Below are 19,356 nucleotides of genomic sequence, written 5' to 3'. Positions count from 1 at the left end.
AGCGTGTAGGGACTCGGTCATATCTCGCGTCCGCGGGCTCGCGGTGATGCGGCGGGCTGACTTAACCTGATGAAAAATCGGTGCGATGCCTTGCGTGCAGGGCGTTCAAGCGCGGCCAAGGCTACATTCAGATAGTCGTATAACCGGCTTTGAATGCTCACTTATTCCTCCCTCTGAGACGTTCCATGACAAGCGGATCACTATTGATGATTGACAAAAACCTATTTTATAGCTTTATCTCTGTAAAGGCATTTTCGAGGATGCCGTGCCTCCATATCGGCCCGGCTCTGCGGTGACTCCGCGGCGTGCTGATCAAGCGTTTAGGGGGGGACGAGGAGGGGATGATGTACAAATTTGATTACACCGATCTGATCGGCGGAGGGCTGCTGATCGTCATCGGCGGCGCAGTGAGCGTGATCTCGATCACGTCCTACCCTCTGGGTGTTGTGCAGCGAATGGGGCCGGGCATGTTTCCCGCAGCTCTTGGTGGCGTGCTTGCCGGGTTGGGTCTGATACTGGCGCTGCAATCTTTGCGCAGGCAGGGAGAGCGTCCGGATATCCGCATCTTCTCGCCGATCTTTGTTCTGACAAGCGTCGCAGCCTTCGCGCTGCTCATCGCACCGTTCGGACTGATCCCGGCGATCATCGTATCCACGGTCATCGCGTCATGTGCTGAACTGCGGATCCGTCCGGTCGAGCTGAGCTTGCTTTGTCTGGCGCTGTGCCTCTTCGCCCCCTTCGTCTTTGTATTCTGCCTCGGTCTGCGGATCCCGCTGTTGAACTGGCCCTTCTGATGGATCTGCTGTCAAATCTCGGGCTCGGTCTTGGCGTCGCCCTTAGCCTCACCAATCTGTTCTATTGCTTCCTCGGGGCGCTGCTGGGCACGATCATTGGGGTGATCCCCGGTTTGGGCGTGCTTGCGGCGATCTCGCTTCTGTTCCCGCTGACATTCAACCTGGAGCCGACAACGGCGCTGATCATGCTTGGCGGTATCTGGTACGGCACGACCTATGGCGGCAGCACAGCCTCGATCCTGCTGAACCTGCCGGGCACGCCGGCCAATGCGGTGACCTGCCTCGATGGCTATCCGATGGCGCGGCAGGGCAGGGGTGGCGTGGCGCTTTTCATGACCACGGTCGCCTCTTTCTTTGGCGCAACCTTCGGCATCGTGCTTCTGACGCTCTTTACGCCGGTCATTGCCGAATACGCATTGCGATTTGGCTCTGCGGAGTATTTCGCCCTCATGCTGATGGGTCTGGTCGCCGCGTCCACCATGGCCGAAGGATCCGCGATCAAAGGGCTGGCGATGGTGACGCTGGGCATCATCATCGGACTGGCCGGGATGGACACGCAAAGCGCGACGATCCGCTTCACCTTTGGCGTGTTGGGGCTGCTTGAAGGTGTCAGCCTGATTGCGCTGGCGATGGGGATTTTCGGGATTGCCGAAATCATCATGTCGGTGCGCCGAATTCAGGCTGCGGACATAGACCCTGACAGTGTCAAGCTGAGTGCGATCAAACCCAGCAGGGACGAGGTTGGCCGGTCGTGGTTCCCGATGTTGCGCGGCTCCGCGCTTGGGTCGTTCTTCGGCACATTGCCGGGCACCGGCCCTTCCATCGCGGCATTCCTGTCCTACGGCATTGAAAAACGCATCAACAAAAAGCCGGAGCGTTTCGGCAAAGGCGCGATCGAAGGCATCATGGGCCCGGAATCCGCCAATAATGCCGCGGACATGACGGCCTTTATTCCAACATTGTCACTGGGTGTGCCGGGCAGTGCGACCATGGCGCTGATGCTGGGCGTGCTGATGATCCACGGGGTCGCGCCGGGGCCAAACCTGATCTCAGGCCAGCCAGAGCTGTTCTGGGGCCTGATCATGAGCTTTTGGGTCGGCAACATCATTCTGCTGGTCCTGAACATTCCGTTCATCGGTCTGTGGGTGCGGATGCTGACCATCCCCTACCACCTGCTTTACCCCAGCGTGATCGTCTTCATCTGCATCGGCGCATACACCGCCAACATGTCGAGCCTCAACATCTGGATGGTCGCCCTTTTCGGGGCCGTGGGGTTCGCCATGCGCATCCTCAGGTTCCCCGGTGCGCCGCTGCTTCTGGGCTTTGTTCTGGGCCCGATGATGGAGGAACATTTCCGACGGGCAATGGTGCTGTCGCGCGGGGACTTCGCAACGTTCATCGAGCGTCCGCTCTCTGCCATCATCCTGAGCCTGACCGCGGCGATCCTGATCTGGGGCGTCATGGGGGCAAGCAATCTGCGCAAGCGCCGGATTGTTCCGGATACCGCACCGGACGGACCAAGCAATAGCTGAAAACCGATTTCATTTACGGAGGAAAAAATGAAAAAACTACTTCTGACAGCCGCCTTGGCCTTAGGCCTTGCACATGGCGCGCAGGCGCAGGAATTCCCGGAAGGCCCGGTGACCATCGTGGTTCCCTATTCGCCGTCGGGCAACACGGATGTGTTCATGCGCCACCTTGCCCCCTCCCTTGAAGAAAAATGGGGCCAGCCGGTGGTCGTTGACAACCGGCCCGGCGGGGGATCGATGGTGGGCACGGCCTATGTCTCGCAGGCAAAACCCGACGGGCAGACGCTGCTGTTGACCAGTTCCGCCTTTGTGACCGCGCCCGCGCTTCAGGCCAGCCTGCCATTCGATCCGCGCGCGGACCTTATGCCGATCGCCAATCCCGGCTTCGTTTCGTTCCTTCTCGTGGTCAATGGCGAGTCCGGCTACGAGACGCTGGAAGAATTCATCGCCGACAGCAAGGAAAGCCCCAAGTTCGGCGCCACCGCCGGTCTGGGCACAACGACGCATTTCGCGATGGAGCAGTTCCTTGCGGAAAGCGGTGCGAATGTCGACGTCGTGCATTTCAAGGGGGGCGGCCCTGCCGTTGTTTCGATCCTCAGCCGCGAGGCGGATATCTATGGCTCCAGCGTCAGCTCTGCCGGAGAGCACATCAAGACCGGCGCGGTCAAACCGCTGGCGATCATCGGGGACGACCGTATCCCGTTGCTGCCAGACGTCCCGTCGACCAAAGAACTGGGATTTGACGGCCTGAACATCAAACAGTGGATCGGTCTCTTTGCGCCCGCTGGCACCGACCCGGCGATCATCGAAAAAGTGAATGCCGATGTGAACGCGGCAATCCAGAATGCCGATTTCATTGAAACCGTGACCCCGCTGGATTGGACGCTGAACACCAGTTCGGTTGAAGGTTTCACCGACAAGGTGAACACAGAGCTCGACATCTGGAAGCAGCTGGCGATTGATCGCGGCCTTGCCCAGTAACACATCTGCCCCGTCCGCCGCACTGGCGGTCGGGGCCTTCGATCAAAGGCCCTTAACGCATGACCACACTGCCGATCTGCGCAATTCTTGACGACTATCAGAACGCCGCGCTAACCTCTGCGGATTGGTCGGCAGTGTCGTCCTTTATGGAATTGCGGCGCTTCGACACGCATCTTGGCGGTCATGATGATGTTGTAGCGGCTTTGCAGGGTTGCAGTGTCGTCGTCGCCATGCGCGAACGCACGCCGTTCCCGGCAGACGTCCTGTCACGGCTTCCCGATCTGCGCCTTCTTGTCACCACCGGTATGCGCAACCGCAGCATCGATCTTGAGGCCGCGCGCAAGCTGGGCATTGTCGTTTGCGGCACGCGTGGCGAAGCCAGCTCTGCGTCAGAGCTGGCCTGGGCAGGTTTGCTCGCTTTCATGCGGCAGCTGCCTCAGGAGGTCGCGAATTTCAGGGCGGGCGGGCCATGGCAAACCGGTCTTGGGCGCTCGCTGCAGGGGTTGCGGCTCGGCATTGTCGGGCTGGGCAAACAGGGCCGCGCCGTGGCGCGGTTTGGCCAGGCCTTCGGAATGGACGTCTGCGGCTGGACCCGGCAAGACCCACATGCCCGAGCCGCCGAACTGGGCATCTCCGCGCTATCCCTCGACACTCTGTTTGCCACCAGCGATGTGGTGATGATTCAGCTTGTTTTAACTGACCAGACACGGGGTTTCGTAGGCAGGGATCTTCTGGCGCGCATGAAACCCGATGCCGTGCTGGTCAACACGTCTCGCGGTCCGATCGTGGAGGAGGCCGCACTGATAGACGCATTGGCGGCGCAGCGTATCGGCGGGGCGGTTCTGGATGTCTTTGACGCCGAGCCTTTGCCCTTGGATCACCCATTTCGCAGCCTCACGAATGTTTTGGCGACGCCGCATGTGGGATATGTTACCGAACAGAATTACGCCACTTATTACACCGATGCTGTCGAAGACATCCTGTCCTGGCAGGCAGGTAGACCCCTGCGCGCGCTTACCTGACAATCATTGCTGAAGGAGAAGCATGTCCATGAGCTGCACCGCCCCCGAGATGCGAAGCCTGCGCAACGGCGCGACCACCGTGACCTATGCGGTCACTGGCCCAACGCATAGCCAAGCGCGCACGATCTGCCTGATCGCTTCCACCGGTCGCGGTCCGGAGGATTTCTTTCACCTCGCCACGCATCTGGCAGCGGGGGGGCTGCGGGTCGTCATGCCACGGCCACGCGGAATGGGGGGCAGCGAGGGGCCGCTCGACTCGATAGATTTCCACGATCTCGCGGGGGATGCCGCAGCTGTCCTGCGGGCCGAGATGGGGCCAGGGGGTGCCATCGTCACCGGCCACGCATATGGCTGCTGGATCGCGCGCACCGTGGCGCAGGACTTTCCGGAAATGATCGACGGTTTGATCCTGCTTGCTGCCGGTGCGGGCAAGTGGCCCGAAGAATTGTCGCAAGCCATCAACACGGCCATGACCCCGGACGCACCAGAGGCCGAACGCCTTGCCGCCCTGAAAATGGCTTTCTTCACCGAAGACCACGATCCGCGCCCCTGGTTGCAAGGCTGGAGCGGCGACGTGGTGCGGGCACAGCGCGCGGCGCGCGGCCGGACCGACCGGGACAGTTGGTGGCCCAGCGGCACCGCACCGATGCTCGACATCGTCGGGCTGCAGGATCCTTTCCGCTCCGAAGCTGACCGTGATTTCTATCTGCGCGAATTTGGGCCGCGACTGACGCTGAAACTGGTAAACGGTGCCAGTCACGCCCTGCCTGACGAAAAGCCTGCCGAGGTCGCGACGCTGATGCTTGATTGGATTGGCGCGCTTTAAAGGGTCGGACAATGTTGCCATACTTCGACTAAAATCATAAAGCTATATCAACGAATATCGGGAAGGTGAGGGCCACCTTCGGACACCCACAGCCATCAAGGAAATCCGGAACATGAAATTCGAAACGCTAGATGTCGCGGTCAACGACTATGTCGCCATTGTCACTTTCACCCGGCCGCCGGTAAATGCGCAAAACAACAAGCTGCGTGAAGAAATTCAGGTCGTCATGGACAGCCTTGGCGACCGAAGCGACGTGCGCGCCATTATTCTTACCGGTGAGGGCAAGGCATTCTCGGCAGGCGCGGATCTGTCTGAACGCCCCACCCAGGACCCCGGTAATTACACCGCCCATAATCGTCGGGTTCGCGCCAGTTTTGACTGCATTCTTGAGTGTCCAAAGCCGGTGATTGCCGCGGTCAACGGCCCCGCGATTGGCGCGGGCTGCGTTTCGGCCCTGTGTTGCGACATCCTTCTTTTTTCAGAAAAAGGCTATCTTCAGATGACGGAGGTCAATGTCGGTCTGGCTGGCGGGGTTGCGCATGTACGTCGGCACCTTGGCGAATCCGATGCCCGTCTTATGCTCTTGACGGGGCGTCGTTTCTACGGCCCGGATTTGTACCTCAAAGGGGTGGCTTCGGCCTGTGTCGCGCCAGAGGCGCTGATGGACTCCGCACTGGACATTGCGCGCGACATCGCCAAGGCGAGCCCCTCTGCCGTGCGCGCCGCGAAGTCAGCGTTTCAGATCACAGAGAACCTGTCTGTCTATGAGGGCTACCGCTTTGAGCAGGGCAATACAAAGGCGCTGTCCACGTCCGAGGATACCGCCGAGGCGATGGCTGCCTTCCGCGAAAAACGTGCGCCCGTCTTCAAGAGCTGAATTCGGTCAGGCTGCATTTCTAGCGAGACGCGGCCTGAAAGCCATGGCGCAGTTCAAAGCCCCAGCGTGCTGGAAAAGCGGGTCGTGTGATCTGGTCGTTCCACATGACCGCCGCGCTTGGCCCCAATATCGGCAGCTAATTTGCCGCCGATACCTGCCGCCACTTGGCCACTCTAAATGTCAGAAAGTGGTGCTCGGCTGTGGAGGCGCTCCCCCTTGAACGGGCGCCCTTTAACCGGCTGGCGGGCCGGATCGCACACATGTGCTTGTCCTCTGACAAGACCATGCGCCTGCCCTTGCGGTTAACCTTCTTGGTAATGCGCAATTGCAGCAAATTTTATCGATGTTAGGTTTTTCAGCATGAGTAGAGGTAGCGGCAGAGAACATTCTGCGCTGTCTTCCGGGCCATGGGGGCGCGTCTTTCAATGGAGAATATTTTGATCATTTCCAATAAGTTAAAGATTTCATTGGCGGCCGCCGCCATGGCCGTTTCCGGTGGCATGGCTTCCGCAGCGACTGTGGTGATTGAGGCCACAGGCCAGTTCATTGTGCCCGATGCCGTGGACAGCATCACTGTCCTGCTGATCGGTGGCGGTGGTGGCGGCGCAGGCACGCATTGGGGTGGCGGCGGCAGCGGCTACCTCGCCGGAGGCACCTTTTCGGTGACAGCCGGTGATGTCTACAACGTCATGGTAGGCGAGGGTGGCGGGAATTCCGGCTGTGCCGGTAACAGTTGCTTTGGCGGCGAAGGCGGGACGACAATCTTTGGGAATCTCTTGATGGCCGCCGGTGGTGGTTCCGTCTCAGAGTATTTTCAGGGCGGTGGGGCCGGTGGCTCTGGCGGTGGTGGTGCGGGCAATGCCGGATTTGGGGGCATCGGCGGCGCGGGCGGCACCGACGGCGAGGATGGCAGGCAATATCCGGGCGGACAGGGCCAAGGCATCGCGACCTGGAATGCGTTGCTTGGCATGATTTCCGAACAATCCGTCACGGCGGGCGCGGGTGGTCTAGCAGGCGAAAGCAGCCACGCAGGCGGCGGCGGTGGCGGCGGCATTCTGATCGATGGGCTTGGCCTGGCCGGCGGCGACGGTTTCGGCGCTTCGTTTGCCGGTGCGACGGGTGGCATCGGCTATGGTGCCGGAGGCGGATCGGGTGGCTACCAATCGGGGATGGGATATCAGATGGGCGGGGCGGGCGCAGACGGCGTCGTGATCGTGCAATACGCCGATGCCGCCATCGCGCCAGTGCCCCTGCCTGCGAGCTTCGGCATGTTGTTGGCCGGTTGTGGGTCGCTCCTGCTGCGCCGCCGTCGCAAGGCGGCCTGAATAGCCGGTGTAGCGAATTGAACGACGGGGCGGGGCAAGTTGCGCCGCCCTTTTGCGTTGCCAGTTCCCGCAGGCGCGGCGACGGGGCAGGGCGCGTGCCGATGGGGCAGGGCGCGTGCCCCTGTCAGCCAGGCGGCATGTAGGCGCCGGTCAGACAGCCGGTTTCAGGGTCGAAGGGCGCGTCGGAATAGGCGGCGGCCCGAGGAATACGCTCCGGCACGTCGAAGCTGGCGCAGAGCCGAAACGTGGTGTCGGTCAGGCGCTCGTAGCGGTAGGGCGTTCCGGTGAAACGGTCCTCGCGCGGGGTGATGTCGGGGCAGGCGTCGACCGGAGCGAGTGTGCCGGGCAGGCTGTGTGTTCCGCTTTTTCGCGCAACGCAAACAACGAAACGTTGAAGATCACGCAGATCGCTCAGTCGGGCCGCATCGCGTGCCTCGGCACGGCCCGCGGCGGGCCCTCCGGTCTGGACAAAAGCGACTGCAAGCAGGGCGATGACGATTGCGGTCAGGCCCCAGACGGCCAGACGATCAGGGCGCATTCGGGGCCTCCTTGCGATCCGGCGCCATCAGCCCTTTGACGTAGAAAAAGACCTGTGCCGCCAAAAGGGCGACCAGCGCGGCCTTGGCGGCAAAGCGCAGCGTCAATTCGCCGGAAAGGAACGCATAGATCACTGCAATGGCGTCCCCGACCAGCGTGAGCGCGGCCAGATAGAGCGCGAGAAACCCCAGAGCCGCCAGAATACGGGAACGGCGTTGCGCCTTGTCCTTGCGGGCTGCCCGGTGCATCCGGCGGTCGAGCAACAGGAAAATCGGCAGAAACACGATCAGCACGGCAATGGGCCAGCGCATTCTTGCGGCAATTGGGACATACCGCTCCGCCGTATCGGGTAGCCATAAGTCGACCAACGCAAAGCCTAGCGTTATCGCATGTCCCAGCACCATCCCCAGCGCAGTGAACATCAACGCATAAAGAAAGGCATCTCGCGCCCCAAGCGACGCGTAAGGCCGCGGTACGGGCAGGGGAAACCCGTCCTTTGCCCATTGCGACAATGCGGTGTCCACCTCCTGCCGCGACCATCCCGCCGCTTCAAGTCGGGCGGCAATTTCCGCGCGCGGATGGCCCGCCGCAAGGGCGGCCTGCACGAATGCGGTCAGACGGTCATCGGCGACCATGATCAGCCCTTCGGGCCGACATTCTCGACAAAGGCCTTCTTGAACGTCTCTTGCTTTTCGCTGCCCGCGTCAGTCTGATAATTGGCTTTCCATTCGGCCATCGTCATGCCGTAAAACGCCTCTCGCCCCTCATCCTTGGTCATCTCGATGCCACGTTCATTGGCGGCCTCCTGATACCAGCGCGACAGGCAGTTCCGGCAGAATCCTGCAAGGTTCATCATGTCGATATTCTGCACGTCGGTGCGGTCTTCCATCAGATGCCTGCGCAGGCGACGGAAGGCGGCGGCTTCTAGCTCTATGCGGGTCTGGTCGTCCATGTCGGTTCTCCTTGGCGTGTCTCAAAGCTGGGTATCTGCGAGCGCGGCTTCAAGCAGCGGGGCAAGACGTTGGCCCCAGGCCTGTTGCTGTTCAGGCGTGACGATCAGATCGTGGCGCAGTTCGATCAGCACATTCAGCCGACCGTGATGCAGCGCGTGGCGATCGATGGAGTCGCCCGGAAGGTGGCCGCCGTAAGGCTGGTTCATCCCGACGACCAAGTCGCCCTCTGACACCAGGCGCTGGAAAAGCGGTTCTGACAGACGCTCGTCGTAGGAATGCAGCACACCGACATGCCACGGCCGGGGCGGGCGGCCTTTCAACTGAGGCGTAAAGCTGTGGATCGAGATAATGGCGCGTTCGGGGTGCAGATCGGCAACCTCGGCCAGCGCCGTGTGATAGGGCCGGTAATAGGCGTCAAGGCGGCGTTCGCGCTCTGCCGCGTCGGCGTGGCGGTTGCCGGGAATGACGGTGCCGTCATAAAGCCGCATCAACAGGGTCGGGTCTTGTTCGCCCCGGTTGGGATCGATCACCAGCCGCGAAAAATTGGACAATGCAACCGGCGCGTTCAATGCTTCGGCCAGCGCTCTGCTGACCCCTGCAGCCCCGATATCATAGGCGATATGGCGCGCCATTTCCGTCTCGGGCAGGCCAAGTGTGCCCCCCAAAGCGGGCGGAACAAGGTTGCTTGCGTGGTCGCAGGTCACCATCCAGCGAGACGGGCGTTGCGCACCTTCGATAAAATATGGTTGATATGTCATGTGATCTTCATTCTGCTTCGCGATTACATACGGGAGTTGCGTCAGAATGTGAAATGGGCAATAAGGCCCCAAGGGGTCCGTTAGCGGTAACAATGCCGCCGCGTCCCAGTCTGGCAAAGTGCAAGATGCAAAAGGATTTCCTGACATGAGACGCCTGCGTAACGTCAAGATCGTCGCCACGCTCGGCCCTGCTTCGAGTGATTATGACACCATCCGTGCGTTGCATGAGGCCGGAGCCGATGTGTTCCGCCTGAACATGAGCCATGGCAGCCATGATGAGATCAGAAAACGCCACGAGATCATCCGCAAGATCGAGAAGGATCTTGATTCGACAATCGGCATTCTGGCTGACCTTCAGGGCCCGAAGCTGCGTGTCGGCGAATTCGCCAATGGCGAAGAAGAGCTGATCGAGGGCGCAGATTTCCGGCTCGACCTTGATGAGGCAAAGGGCGACGTCAACCGTGTGCGCCTGCCGCATCCCGAGATTTTCGAAGCGCTGGAAGACGGCTCGCACCTCTTGGTCAATGACGGCAAAATTCGTCTTAAGGTCAAGAAATGTGGTGCTGATTTCGCAGATTGCACCGTCATCACCGGCGGCACGATTTCCAACCGCAAGGGCGTGAACGTGCCCGACGTTGTGCTGCCCCTGGCGGCGCTGTCGGAAAAAGACCGCAAGGATCTGGAATTCGTCTGCGCCCTAGGCGTGGACTGGCTGGCGCTCAGCTTCGTGCAGCGCGCCAAGGACGTTTGGGAAGCGCGCGATCTGGTCAATGGCCGCGCCGCGATCCTGTCCAAGATCGAAAAGCCGGCAGCCGTGAAAGCCTTTGAAGAGATCCTCGAAGTCTCGGACGGCATCATGGTTGCGCGCGGTGATCTGGGCGTGGAATTGCCGGTTCAGAACGTGCCGCCGATCCAGAAACAGCTGGTGCGCCAGTGCCGCAAGGCCGCCAAGCCGGTGATCGTCGCGACCCAGATGCTTGAATCGATGATCGAATCGCCGATGCCGACACGGGCCGAAGTCTCGGACGTGGCCACCGCGATTTATGAAGGTGCAGATGCCATCATGCTGTCGGCCGAATCCGCCGCAGGCCAGTATCCGATGGAAGCTGTCCAGACGATGGACAACGTCGCCCGCGAGGTCGAATCCGACGAAACCTATCGCGAGATCATCGAATCGAGCCGCAAGGTGGACCGCAGTTCGGTATCTGACGCAATCGTGTCGGCGGCACGCGAGATTGCAGAGAATGTGGACATCAAGGCGATCTGCTGCTTCACGCAATCGGGCACCACGGCGCTGCTTACGGCGCGCGAACGGCCCCGCGTGCCGATCATCGCCATGACCTCGCAGCGCGGCACCGCACGTCGGCTGGCGCTGAGCTGGGGCACGAATTGCGTGATGACCGGAGAGCTTGAACGCTTCAAACAGGCGGTGGTCAGTGCCGCGCGTGCGGCGCGTGCCGGTGGGTTCGCCACGGCCACGGATCAGATCGTGGTGACTGCGGGTGTGCCTTTCAACGTGCCCGGGACCACCAACATCCTGCGTGTCGCCCCGTGTGATGAGCGTTTGATCTTCAGCACCGACCCGGACTAGAACCGAACCTCAGGGATCGTTTTTCTGAAAGGTCGGGGCATGGATACGGACCTTTACCTCGTCATCGGGTGTTTGCTTGTCGTGATAGCCATTCCCAGGGCGGTTGCCGCCCTGGCCGATCTGCGCAAACCGGTCTTTTCCGTGCTGCTGTTTCTGGTGGGCTGCGGGCTTGTCTTTTACGGACATACGCAGGTTCCCGGGGGCTACACGTTTGCGGACGTTCCAAATGCGTTTGCGCGTGTCATCGGCGGCTGGTTGAATTGAAAATTCGCAACGGCGCTTGTCATCCACGCGCCGCGCAGTTATAGGGCGACTTCGCCCACGCGTCCGGCCCGAAGTGGCATGCCGAGTCGCGTTTTAACCGAACCTAATATCGAGGAGCCGGAAATGCCCAAGATGAAGACGAAATCGAGCTGCAAAAAGCGGTTCAAGGTCACGGCCTCTGGCCGGATCAAAGCTGGTCAGGCAGGCAAGCGCCACGGCATGATCAAGCGCACCACCAAGTTCATCCGCGATGCGCGCGGAACCACCACGCTGGCCAAGGCTGATGAAAAGATCATCAAGCCGATGATGCCCTACGCGCGCTGAAGGAGATCTGAACAATGGCACGAGTCAAAGGTGGGACCACAACCCACGCCCGTCACAAGAAAGTCACTGACGCAGCGAAAGGCTATTACGGCCGCCGCAAGAACACCTTCAAGGTGGCGCGTCAGGCCGTCGACAAAGCAAACCAATACGCCACGCGCGACCGCAAGAACCGCAAGCGGAACTTCCGCGCGCTGTGGATCCAGCGGATCAACGCTGCTGTGCGCGGCTATGATGAATCGCTGACCTATTCGCGTTTCATCAACGGTCTGGGCCTTGCCGGGATCGAAGTGGACCGTAAGGTTCTGGCCGATCTCGCCGTACATGAACCCGATGCGTTCAACGCAATCGTGGATCAGGCGAAAGCCGCACTGCCCGCGTAAGCCCGGCAGACAACGATACAGTCAGGAGGCCGTCTCTTCGGAGGCGGCCTTTTTCGTATTTTCATGGCAATTGTAAGACGGTGGCCCAATTAGGTTTGCTTCGCCCGATGCTGTCTTGGCGGGACACGTCGATCATGCAACTGAGCTGCGATGGCCCTGATGTTTGGCGGAAATTCCAGAATCCCTTTTGACGATATTTATGCAAGAATGGGGTTGGCCTTAGTAAGGAGAAATGTGGGGAGAGCTTGGCCGATGTCACGGCGCAGACAGTCCAGCGTCTCGACGAGATCTATTAGGACCGCATCAGGACTCGATTGCCGGACATTCCGACGCCTGTTCCGCTTGAGCAAAGAGAAAAATCCCGAACTGACGATGTCGATCCTAGGCGATAATACCGCCCGGCGGTTGTCTGGGGGAATGCGGGACAGTTCAGCAGGTCAACCTGTCGGCACCTACTTGGCGCGGGAAAAGCCATCGAAGACTGAGCGGACCCGCGACCAGATGCTGGCAACTCCGGTGGGCAGCGCGACGTCTTCGCAAAGCTCTGTCAGCGACATATCCTTCATGTCGTCAGCCGTGCCGGGGGGTGTCAACTCTGCCGCGCATGTCATCAGGTCGACCGGGTCAAGGTAGTATTCGAAGAGATCGTCGGCCTTGATGGCCAGCCGGATGCCGTCGTCTGTGTTGAAGGCTACGCCCTCGGGATTGCCGGAATATCCCGTGATCAGCTGTCGCAGATCGCCCCGCCTCGCATCCTGCACCTGAACGCCGCTGCCGGTGATAACGGCGATCCATTTCTCGTCCTGATCTCCCTCGTCAGATTGGCCGACATCCAGCCCGCTTTTCCAATCATACCCGTCCGTGTCGTCGGCGATGACGGTAACCTTGATCGTGTCGTCGTCGCTGGCGCTGGCCAGGCGGCTTCCATCAGCGTTGAAGCCAAGGTCGTTCACGGGTTGCTGATGATGCGCCACGACGCGGGGGGATGCAGTCTGCTTTGCGCCCTGATCGAGGGTCCACAGGTAGACCCTGCCGTTCCAGTCGCCCGAGGCAATGCGAACCGGCCCCGACCCGTCCGGCATGGAGGGTGCTACGGCCAAAGAGGCGACGGGCGCGCTGTGTTCCAAAGTATGGAGCGCCCGCCCGGCGCCAAGATCCCACAGCCGGACAGTCTTGTCCCAGCTCGCGCTGGCCAGAACCAGGGCCGCTTCGGTCTCGGCCACGAAAACCAGATCAGAGACGGCCGCACCATGTTTGAAGCTATGCAATAGCTTGCCAGTCGACAAATCCCAGGTGCGAACCGCGCTGTCCCATCCGGCGCTGGCCAGCGTGCCCTTCCTGATCGCAAGGGCGGTGATGCTTTCCGCGTGCCCCTCCAGCCGATGCAGAAGCGCGCCGGTGCTGGCGTCCCAGAGCGCAACGGACCCGTCCCAGCCCCCGGTCGCCAAAATGCTGGCATCTTCGCTGAAAGCCATCGCGACGACGCGGACCTCTTGACGCGGCAAGGCAATGCCTGTGGTTGTCCACGCCGCATTGGTCACCGGGGAAATCACCACAGACCCATCGCGCCCTGCAACTGCCGTGCGGCTGCTATCCGGCGCCACGGCGAGGACGGAGGCTTCGCTCTGCTGCGGCAGCACCGCAGAGAGTTTCGGCCCCTTTTCGCGGTCAGAGGTGTTGTAAAGATCAACATTTCCGCCCGCAGCAGCTGCGACGAAGAACTGACCGGCGGGGTCAATTGCGACCTGCCTGATGCCGTTCGACGCGGATCGTGGCGGCGTGATGGCGCTGCATTGGCGGGGGTCGCTGCTGGGAACGTCCCACATGAAGACGGAACGGTCCCGGCCCAATGACAACATCCGCTGAGACTTTTCGCTTTCGCCCCCCGCGCGCGGTGCAAGGAAATGCACCGCCGTCACGGCATGTTCGTGCGCTTTGAGAGTGGCCTGCCGCTGCACGGACTGCACGGCACGGTTCAGCGCGCTTTGTGCATCGACCAGAACCAGACCATCATAAGTTTGGGTCATGCAGATGGCACGGCGGGCGGTGACGATACTTTGTTGAGGATCGGTTTCCAGCAGATCCAGCGCCGCGAGCGCCTGCTGGCGGGACCAGCTCATCCGCTCCGCGCTTTTGGCCTCGTGCTCCTTCAGCAGGGCGTAGCCGAGAAACGCAAGCAGCACGCTTGTGACGGCCACCACGATGTTGCGCCGACGGCGGCCCTGACGCAGGCGCATCGCTTCGCTGGCCTGAATGAACGACTTGCAAGTCTTTTCTTCCGCGGCCCCTCCTTCGAAACCGCCGATCTGTAGCAGTTTGACCGCCTCTTCAAGCCGCGAGCCGCGCCACAGATGGTCTGCCGGGTGGCCGCTCTTGTCCCATGCCAACGCGGCGTGCCGGACCTGCTGCCGCAGCATGAACTCCGCCCGGTGATCCTCGATCCAGCTCTGGAGCGGTTTCCATGTCCGAAAGAGGGATTCATGCGCGACCTCCATAACGCGGGTGCCGCCATCGGCGCGCGAAACCAGAAGCCGCCTTTCAACGAAACTGTCGAGCAGGTCTTCGACCGGGCGCAATTCGGGCGTGTCCCATGGCACGGGCTGGCGCGCGAATTTGCCGTCATCCGCCAACCGGACCATCTGCAGGAACGCGGTGCGAAGCTCTGCTTCCTTGCCCTGCTGCCGCGCACGGGCAAGGATCGCGTCAGCTTCGCCCGCCACGGCCCCGTCCAGCCCGCCCAACGCCTTGTAAGCATCCAACGTCAGCATGCCCGTCTCGTGACAGTCCCGCCACATCAGCCAGAGCGTGAAGGACAGCAATGGCAGCGCGTCGGACGTGCTGGCATCTTCAAGCAACCGGTCGGCAAGCCCCGGTTCAAGCTCGATCGCCCCCAGCTTTGCGGGCGCTTCGATCACCTGCCGCATCCCTTCGACCGCCATGGGCCCCAGCGACAATGTCTCGAAATCTATGGCCAGATCGGCATTGACGCGTTGAAAGGATTCCAGGAAATCGGACCGCATCGTGACAAAGGCGGTGACCGGGGAATTCTCCACCTCCAGCGACGCAGCAAGGAGGGTCAGAAATTGCGCGGCCAGAGTGTCAAAGCCGGGCTGGCCAAGCAATTCCTCGAACTGGTCGATGACAATAAGCAACTGCGCCTGCGGCTGCCCGGCGCTGCGGCGCAATTGGTAGGCATAATCGACGAGCGGCGTGGATCCGGGCCGCGATGGCGCGGTTTCCGTCTCCTGGCTGCAGATCCGGCGCAGGTCGTCGAGGCTCCAGTCCAGGAATTCCATGAGCGATGCATTCGCGTCGCTCGGCGGTTCATGCCGCAATGCTTCGAGCCGAGCGAGCAGGTTGTGAAGCCGCTCATCGGCCAAGGGGGCCGGTTCCGCCTCCTCCTTGTCTGGCGGTGGCAGGGCAGGGCGGCTGTGCCTGTGCCAGCCTTCCAGCCTGCGCCGGATGATTTCCGCCTTGCGCGCATCGGCAGGGGCATTGGGCGCATATCGGCGGAAGGCATTGCTGATCGATTGCGCCAGTTCGGCGAAAGGGTCGCGGCCGGGGCGGAATGGGTCTATCACGATCCAATGGTCGCTTTCGCGTCGCAGCCGCGGCAGGATGCCGGCACGGGCGAGAGAGGACTTGCCGCTGCCAGAGGCCCCCAGCACCATGATCAGCCCCGGCGCCCCCCGGTCCAGCAATTCGACACCGGCGCGGATTTCCGCTTCGCGCCCGAAAAAGACCGGCGCATGCTCTTCATGATAGGCGTTGAGGCCCAGATAGGGCGAGGATCGCGGATCCCAGTCTCCCACAGTGCCGAGCAGGTCAAGTTCCGACAGGCCCCGCCAGAGGCGCCGATAGCCGTCCTCGGGGTTGCTGCGCAGATCGATGAACTGCTTTTCCGTGATGATCGAAGGCAGCTTGGCATCCGGGGCGAGCGGATCGGCGAGCAGGGCCACGATGGGTTTGCCCTCCATCCTCGCAAGGGCAATCTCGGCAAAGCACCAATGCGATTGCAGATAGGATTCCGTGCAGATCGCGACGACGACACGGCAGGCCCGCAGCTTGCGGTACAGCGTTCTTTCCCAACTGCGGCCTGCGACGATGCCTTTTGTCGGGTCAAGATCAAGGAAGACGCAGGTATGGTTCTGCTGCCTCAGCCGCGCTTCAAGCTGCTTTGCCAAGGCGTTGTCGGCAGAGCTGTGGCTGATGAAGATCGTGCTCATGCCGCCGCGTGCCTTGTGACGCGGGGCTTGGTGTCAGATGGCACGGCCACGCTCAGCAACCTTCCGTGTAGTAGTTGCCGGTCGCGCGGGCAAAAGCCTCGTGGATGAACGGGACGGTGACGCCGCGCCGGGCCAGCGCGGGGTGGCAGATATGGACGAGGAATTGCTTCGAGGTGATGGCCCCCATCGGCTCTGCCCCTTCCAGAACTGCAAGCGCCTCGCGGATCGCGACCTCGCCCTGTTCGTAGGGAGAGACGGACACGCTGAGCATGGCGCCGTCTTCGCTGTTGGTCCAGCCCATGCCGACGATGGGCACGGTCGCATTGGCATCCGCCCATTTCATCGCCTGACTGGCCGGCCGGATGAAGGGCCCGCCGGGTGTCTCACGGATCTGCTGATAGTTGGTGACAAGGATGACATCGGCCTCTTCACCGCCGCGTTGCACCGCCTCTTTCCAATCGTCGAACGTGCCGACCTGCACCGGCTCCAGCCATTCGAAAGGGGCCCAGTCGATGCTGGAATAATGCGGCAGATCGGCAGTGATTGAATCCGACGTGTCACCGATGAAAACGATCTTGGGGTCGGTGATAGGCGCCTCGCCCTGGGCAACCTGTTCATGCAGGATGGTCAGCGCGATGTCACGAATGACTGCCATCGGTTTGCGTTCGAGAATGCCGCTGACACTGTTACTGTCGCCATAATAGCTGGCTGGGTCGCCGTTGACCCCACCATAAACCACCTTGATGCCGGGCGTCCCTTCGCCATCGCCTTCGTAGAAGCGCTGGCCGACCAGGACCTGTGCCGCATCGTCGAACAGGACCAACACATCTGGCTGCGTTTCCTCGACCACGCGGATCGCAAGCTGGGTGGCTGTGCGGCGGAAGTCCTCGCCGCCATGGTTCTTGAGATCGAGGTAGTGATAGCGCGTAAAGACGCCGCGCTGATCCTCCAGCACACGTTCGATGCCTTCGTTGATCGCCTCCACCCAGGAATAGTCGGTGTTGTAGCTATGGATGATGAGGACATGCTTCGCACGGGTCTTTTCAACGTAGATCAGCGCAAGGAAAAGCGCCATGAAGACCAGCATGAGGGCGATGCGCAGGGTGTTTCTGGTCATTACATCAGGTCCAGATACTGCCAGTAGATCAGCGAGCCGTAGATCGCGCCGATCCGCAGCACGAGCATGACGATGTTGGCGCTGATGATCCGGCCATCGTCGCAGACCTCCCCCATGCCCCGCGCGGCCAGGTCATTGCGCAGCTTCAGGAAATACGAGCTTTGGTAAGGAAAGATAAACGTGTCCGCGACCGCAAGGATGATGAAGCCGATCAACCAGAGCGAACAGCCATGCGCGGCTGCCAGCGGGAAAAGAGCGGTGGTAAAGAGCACCACCGTGACACCGGTGGGCAGTGCAAGCCGCACGACGAGGATCAGGCCGGAGAGCATGAGGATGAACAGCGGAAAATCCGTGGTCATGTAATGTGCGAGCCAGCCCAGATGAGCGACGATCGTGTCGTCCAGTCCCGTGCTGGCGGCGATCGGAACCCAGCCGACGATGGCCCCGATATAGATCAGTACGGGCCAGTCGATCTGGTTGCGCAAGGCTTCTCTTTGGAAGGAGCCGAACAGCATGAGTGTGACCAGAACGGCAAGCGCGACCCATGGAACGTCGATCCCGTGCACGGCCTCGGTCAGGATGCCAAGCGTCATCGCCGTGACGGCAAGGATGGCCACCCATTCCATCCGGGTGATCGGGCCAAGAATGCGCCGCTGTTCCAGAATGGTCTGGCGCGGGATGGAGAATTCGCGCGCCCCGCGAAAGAGCAAGGCAGAGACCACGAAGAAGGACACCAGAACCAGCAGGCCGAAGACCAGCGAGGCGTTGATCCAGGACAGCCAGTCGAAGGCGAATTGGGTTTGCGGGTCAAGCAGTCCGTAGACCACGAGGTTCGGGACAGAGGCCGTCAGGAAGAGCGGTACGAAGATCGACGCGCCCGCCGTGAGGCTGAAGATCAGCCGGTTGGCAAAGACGTCTTTCGGGCCCGCTTTGGACAGCTCTACCAGTTCCACCAGGAACGGAGAGATGATGGTCACGCGACCCACCACCGAAGGGATGATCGGCGACAGCAAGGTTCCCAGCCCGAACAGGCTGATGCTGTACCCGGCCAGCGTTGCGGGGACGCGTGACATGACCCAGAGGGAGAACCGGTAGGTCACGCCAGAGGCCACCATCATCGCGCCAATGCCGAAGATGCTGAGGCAGATGAAAAAGCTCTCTGACCGGAAACCTGACAGCGCCTGTTCCGGCGGGGCCACGTCCAGCAGGATCACCGCAAGCGCGGCGAAAAGTGGCGGGACATATTCCGGCACCAGTCCAAAGAGCCACATGCAGACGGTGACAGCGATGATGGCAAGGAAATCCGTTGCGGCCTCGCTCAGCCCCAATACGGGGCCAATGAGGAAGGCCAGGACGGGCAGGGCGATGGCAAGCAGCCAGCCCAGAATGGCAAAGAGCGTTGCATCGACAGGCAGCGCTTTCGGGATCAACGGGGGTGCTGCATCACCGGGATCGTCGTAGCGGGTGACGTAGGATTTGAAGAAGTGCTCGCGAAGGCTGCGGCTGAGTTCGGTGATGTCGGCAAGCGCGCTTGCCGGGATGGCAAGGACATCGGTCTGATCCACGGCGATGGCGGCATCGGTGTGACTGTCGATGCCCAGAAGAGATTCCTCGCCTGCATAACCTTCATTCCGCGTTGTGCGGCGGCCGCGCGCGCATTCCATCCGGACGGTGCCGCGCTGGATCACGTAGACAGTCCTAGCAGGGTCGCCCATCTGGTAGAGATGGCTCCCGGCATCGATCACGCGCGCCTCGATATGCGGCAGGAGTTTCGACAACTGGATCGCCGACAATTGCCCGAGGATCGGATCGGTCAGCAAACGGTCGGTGGGAAGGCGGCTTGTCTGCATCG

The 19,356-nt window shown here is 61.4% G+C and carries 18 protein-coding genes; 11 read left to right on the top strand and 7 right to left on the bottom strand.

Annotated elements, in window-relative coordinates; genetic code table 11:
• Window positions 1-344: 344 nt before the first annotated feature.
• The 7 genes from EDD52_RS10045 (at window position 345) to EDD52_RS23665 (ending at window position 7,354) form a co-directional block, all read left to right on the top strand.
• Entirely contained in the window at window positions 345-794 is a 450-nt protein-coding gene (locus EDD52_RS10045) for a tripartite tricarboxylate transporter TctB family protein (protein ID WP_132244453.1), read from the top strand.
• A complete protein-coding gene (locus EDD52_RS10040; protein WP_132244451.1) occupies window positions 794-2,326 on the top strand; it encodes a tripartite tricarboxylate transporter permease in 1,533 nt (510 codons plus the stop codon). The genes EDD52_RS10045 and EDD52_RS10040 overlap by 1 nt, the downstream gene beginning before the upstream one ends.
• 27 nt (window positions 2,327-2,353) lie before the next feature.
• Window positions 2,354-3,304 (top strand): Bug family tripartite tricarboxylate transporter substrate binding protein, encoded by a 951-nt coding sequence (locus EDD52_RS10035; RefSeq protein WP_132244449.1) that lies wholly within the window; start codon window positions 2,354-2,356, stop codon window positions 3,302-3,304.
• Between the two features lie 59 nt (window positions 3,305-3,363).
• On the top strand, window positions 3,364-4,326 hold the full coding sequence (locus EDD52_RS10030) for a D-2-hydroxyacid dehydrogenase family protein (RefSeq protein WP_132244447.1): 963 nt from the start codon (window positions 3,364-3,366) through the stop codon (window positions 4,324-4,326).
• A gap of 28 nt (window positions 4,327-4,354) precedes the next feature.
• On the top strand, window positions 4,355-5,152 hold the full coding sequence (locus EDD52_RS10025; RefSeq protein WP_165907503.1) for an alpha/beta fold hydrolase: 798 nt from the start codon (window positions 4,355-4,357) through the stop codon (window positions 5,150-5,152).
• Between the two features lie 112 nt (window positions 5,153-5,264).
• Window positions 5,265-6,029: an enoyl-CoA hydratase/isomerase family protein gene (locus EDD52_RS10020; RefSeq protein WP_132244443.1), complete on the top strand. Its 765-nt coding sequence runs from the start codon at window positions 5,265-5,267 to the stop codon at window positions 6,027-6,029.
• A gap of 437 nt (window positions 6,030-6,466) precedes the next feature.
• The gene (locus EDD52_RS23665; protein WP_165907502.1) at window positions 6,467-7,354 is read left to right on the top strand and encodes a glycine-rich domain-containing protein; all 888 of its coding nucleotides are present in this window, start codon (window positions 6,467-6,469) and stop codon (window positions 7,352-7,354) included.
• Window positions 7,355-7,478: 124 nt separating this feature from the next.
• On the opposite strand, the gene EDD52_RS10005 is transcribed toward EDD52_RS23665, so the two are convergent.
• The 4 genes from EDD52_RS10005 to EDD52_RS09990 are packed head-to-tail and all read right to left on the bottom strand — an operon-like array spanning window position 7,479 to window position 9,602.
• Window positions 7,479-7,892, bottom strand: coding sequence for a hypothetical protein (locus tag EDD52_RS10005; protein ID WP_132244437.1), 414 nt, complete (start codon window positions 7,890-7,892; stop codon window positions 7,479-7,481).
• Window positions 7,882-8,526 carry a DUF5671 domain-containing protein gene (locus tag EDD52_RS10000; RefSeq protein ID WP_132244435.1) on the bottom strand — a complete coding sequence of 215 codons (645 nt, stop codon included), beginning with the start codon at window positions 8,524-8,526 and terminating at the stop codon, window positions 7,882-7,884. Before EDD52_RS10000 ends, EDD52_RS10005 begins: the two co-directional genes overlap by 11 nt.
• Before the next feature lie 2 nt (window positions 8,527-8,528).
• The gene (locus EDD52_RS09995; protein WP_132244433.1) at window positions 8,529-8,843 is read right to left on the bottom strand and encodes a DUF1244 domain-containing protein; all 315 of its coding nucleotides are present in this window, start codon (window positions 8,841-8,843) and stop codon (window positions 8,529-8,531) included.
• A gap of 21 nt (window positions 8,844-8,864) precedes the next feature.
• Window positions 8,865-9,602 carry an N-formylglutamate amidohydrolase gene (locus EDD52_RS09990; RefSeq protein ID WP_132244431.1) on the bottom strand — a complete coding sequence of 246 codons (738 nt, stop codon included), beginning with the start codon at window positions 9,600-9,602 and terminating at the stop codon, window positions 8,865-8,867.
• Between the two features lie 145 nt (window positions 9,603-9,747).
• Between EDD52_RS09990 and pyk the strand changes: the two genes are divergently transcribed.
• From pyk to rplT, 4 genes are all read left to right on the top strand, one after another.
• A complete protein-coding gene (gene pyk, locus EDD52_RS09985; protein WP_132244429.1) occupies window positions 9,748-11,193 on the top strand; it encodes a pyruvate kinase in 1,446 nt (481 codons plus the stop codon).
• Window positions 11,194-11,232: 39 nt separating this feature from the next.
• Window positions 11,233-11,457, top strand: a complete 225-nt coding sequence (locus EDD52_RS09980) for a hypothetical protein (RefSeq protein ID WP_132244427.1) — start codon at window positions 11,233-11,235, stop codon at window positions 11,455-11,457.
• 123 nt (window positions 11,458-11,580) lie between these two features.
• Complete coding sequence (rpmI, locus tag EDD52_RS09975) at window positions 11,581-11,781, top strand: 50S ribosomal protein L35 (RefSeq protein ID WP_132244425.1); 201 nt, start codon at window positions 11,581-11,583, stop codon at window positions 11,779-11,781.
• A gap of 14 nt (window positions 11,782-11,795) precedes the next feature.
• Window positions 11,796-12,161: a 50S ribosomal protein L20 gene (gene rplT / locus EDD52_RS09970; protein ID WP_132244423.1), complete on the top strand. Its 366-nt coding sequence runs from the start codon at window positions 11,796-11,798 to the stop codon at window positions 12,159-12,161.
• Between the two features lie 452 nt (window positions 12,162-12,613).
• On the opposite strand, the gene EDD52_RS09965 is transcribed toward rplT, so the two are convergent.
• The 3 genes from EDD52_RS09965 to EDD52_RS09955 are packed head-to-tail and all read right to left on the bottom strand — an operon-like array spanning window position 12,614 to window position 19,354.
• Window positions 12,614-16,387, bottom strand: a complete 3,774-nt coding sequence (locus EDD52_RS09965) for an nSTAND1 domain-containing NTPase (protein ID WP_132244421.1) — start codon at window positions 16,385-16,387, stop codon at window positions 12,614-12,616.
• Window positions 16,388-16,439: 52 nt separating this feature from the next.
• Window positions 16,440-17,504 (bottom strand): ABC transporter substrate-binding protein, encoded by a 1,065-nt coding sequence (locus EDD52_RS09960; RefSeq protein ID WP_132244419.1) that lies wholly within the window; start codon window positions 17,502-17,504, stop codon window positions 16,440-16,442.
• Complete coding sequence (locus tag EDD52_RS09955; protein WP_165907501.1) at window positions 17,504-19,354, bottom strand: SLC13 family permease; 1,851 nt, start codon at window positions 19,352-19,354, stop codon at window positions 17,504-17,506. The genes EDD52_RS09960 and EDD52_RS09955 overlap by 1 nt, the downstream gene beginning before the upstream one ends.
• Window positions 19,355-19,356: the final 2 nt, after the last annotated feature.

This window comes from Primorskyibacter sedentarius (assembly GCF_004342065.1).
Lineage (GTDB): Bacteria > Pseudomonadota > Alphaproteobacteria > Rhodobacterales > Rhodobacteraceae > Primorskyibacter > Primorskyibacter sedentarius.
Note: the sequence above shows the minus strand (reverse complement) of the source record. Positions and strands in the feature narration are given on the sequence as shown.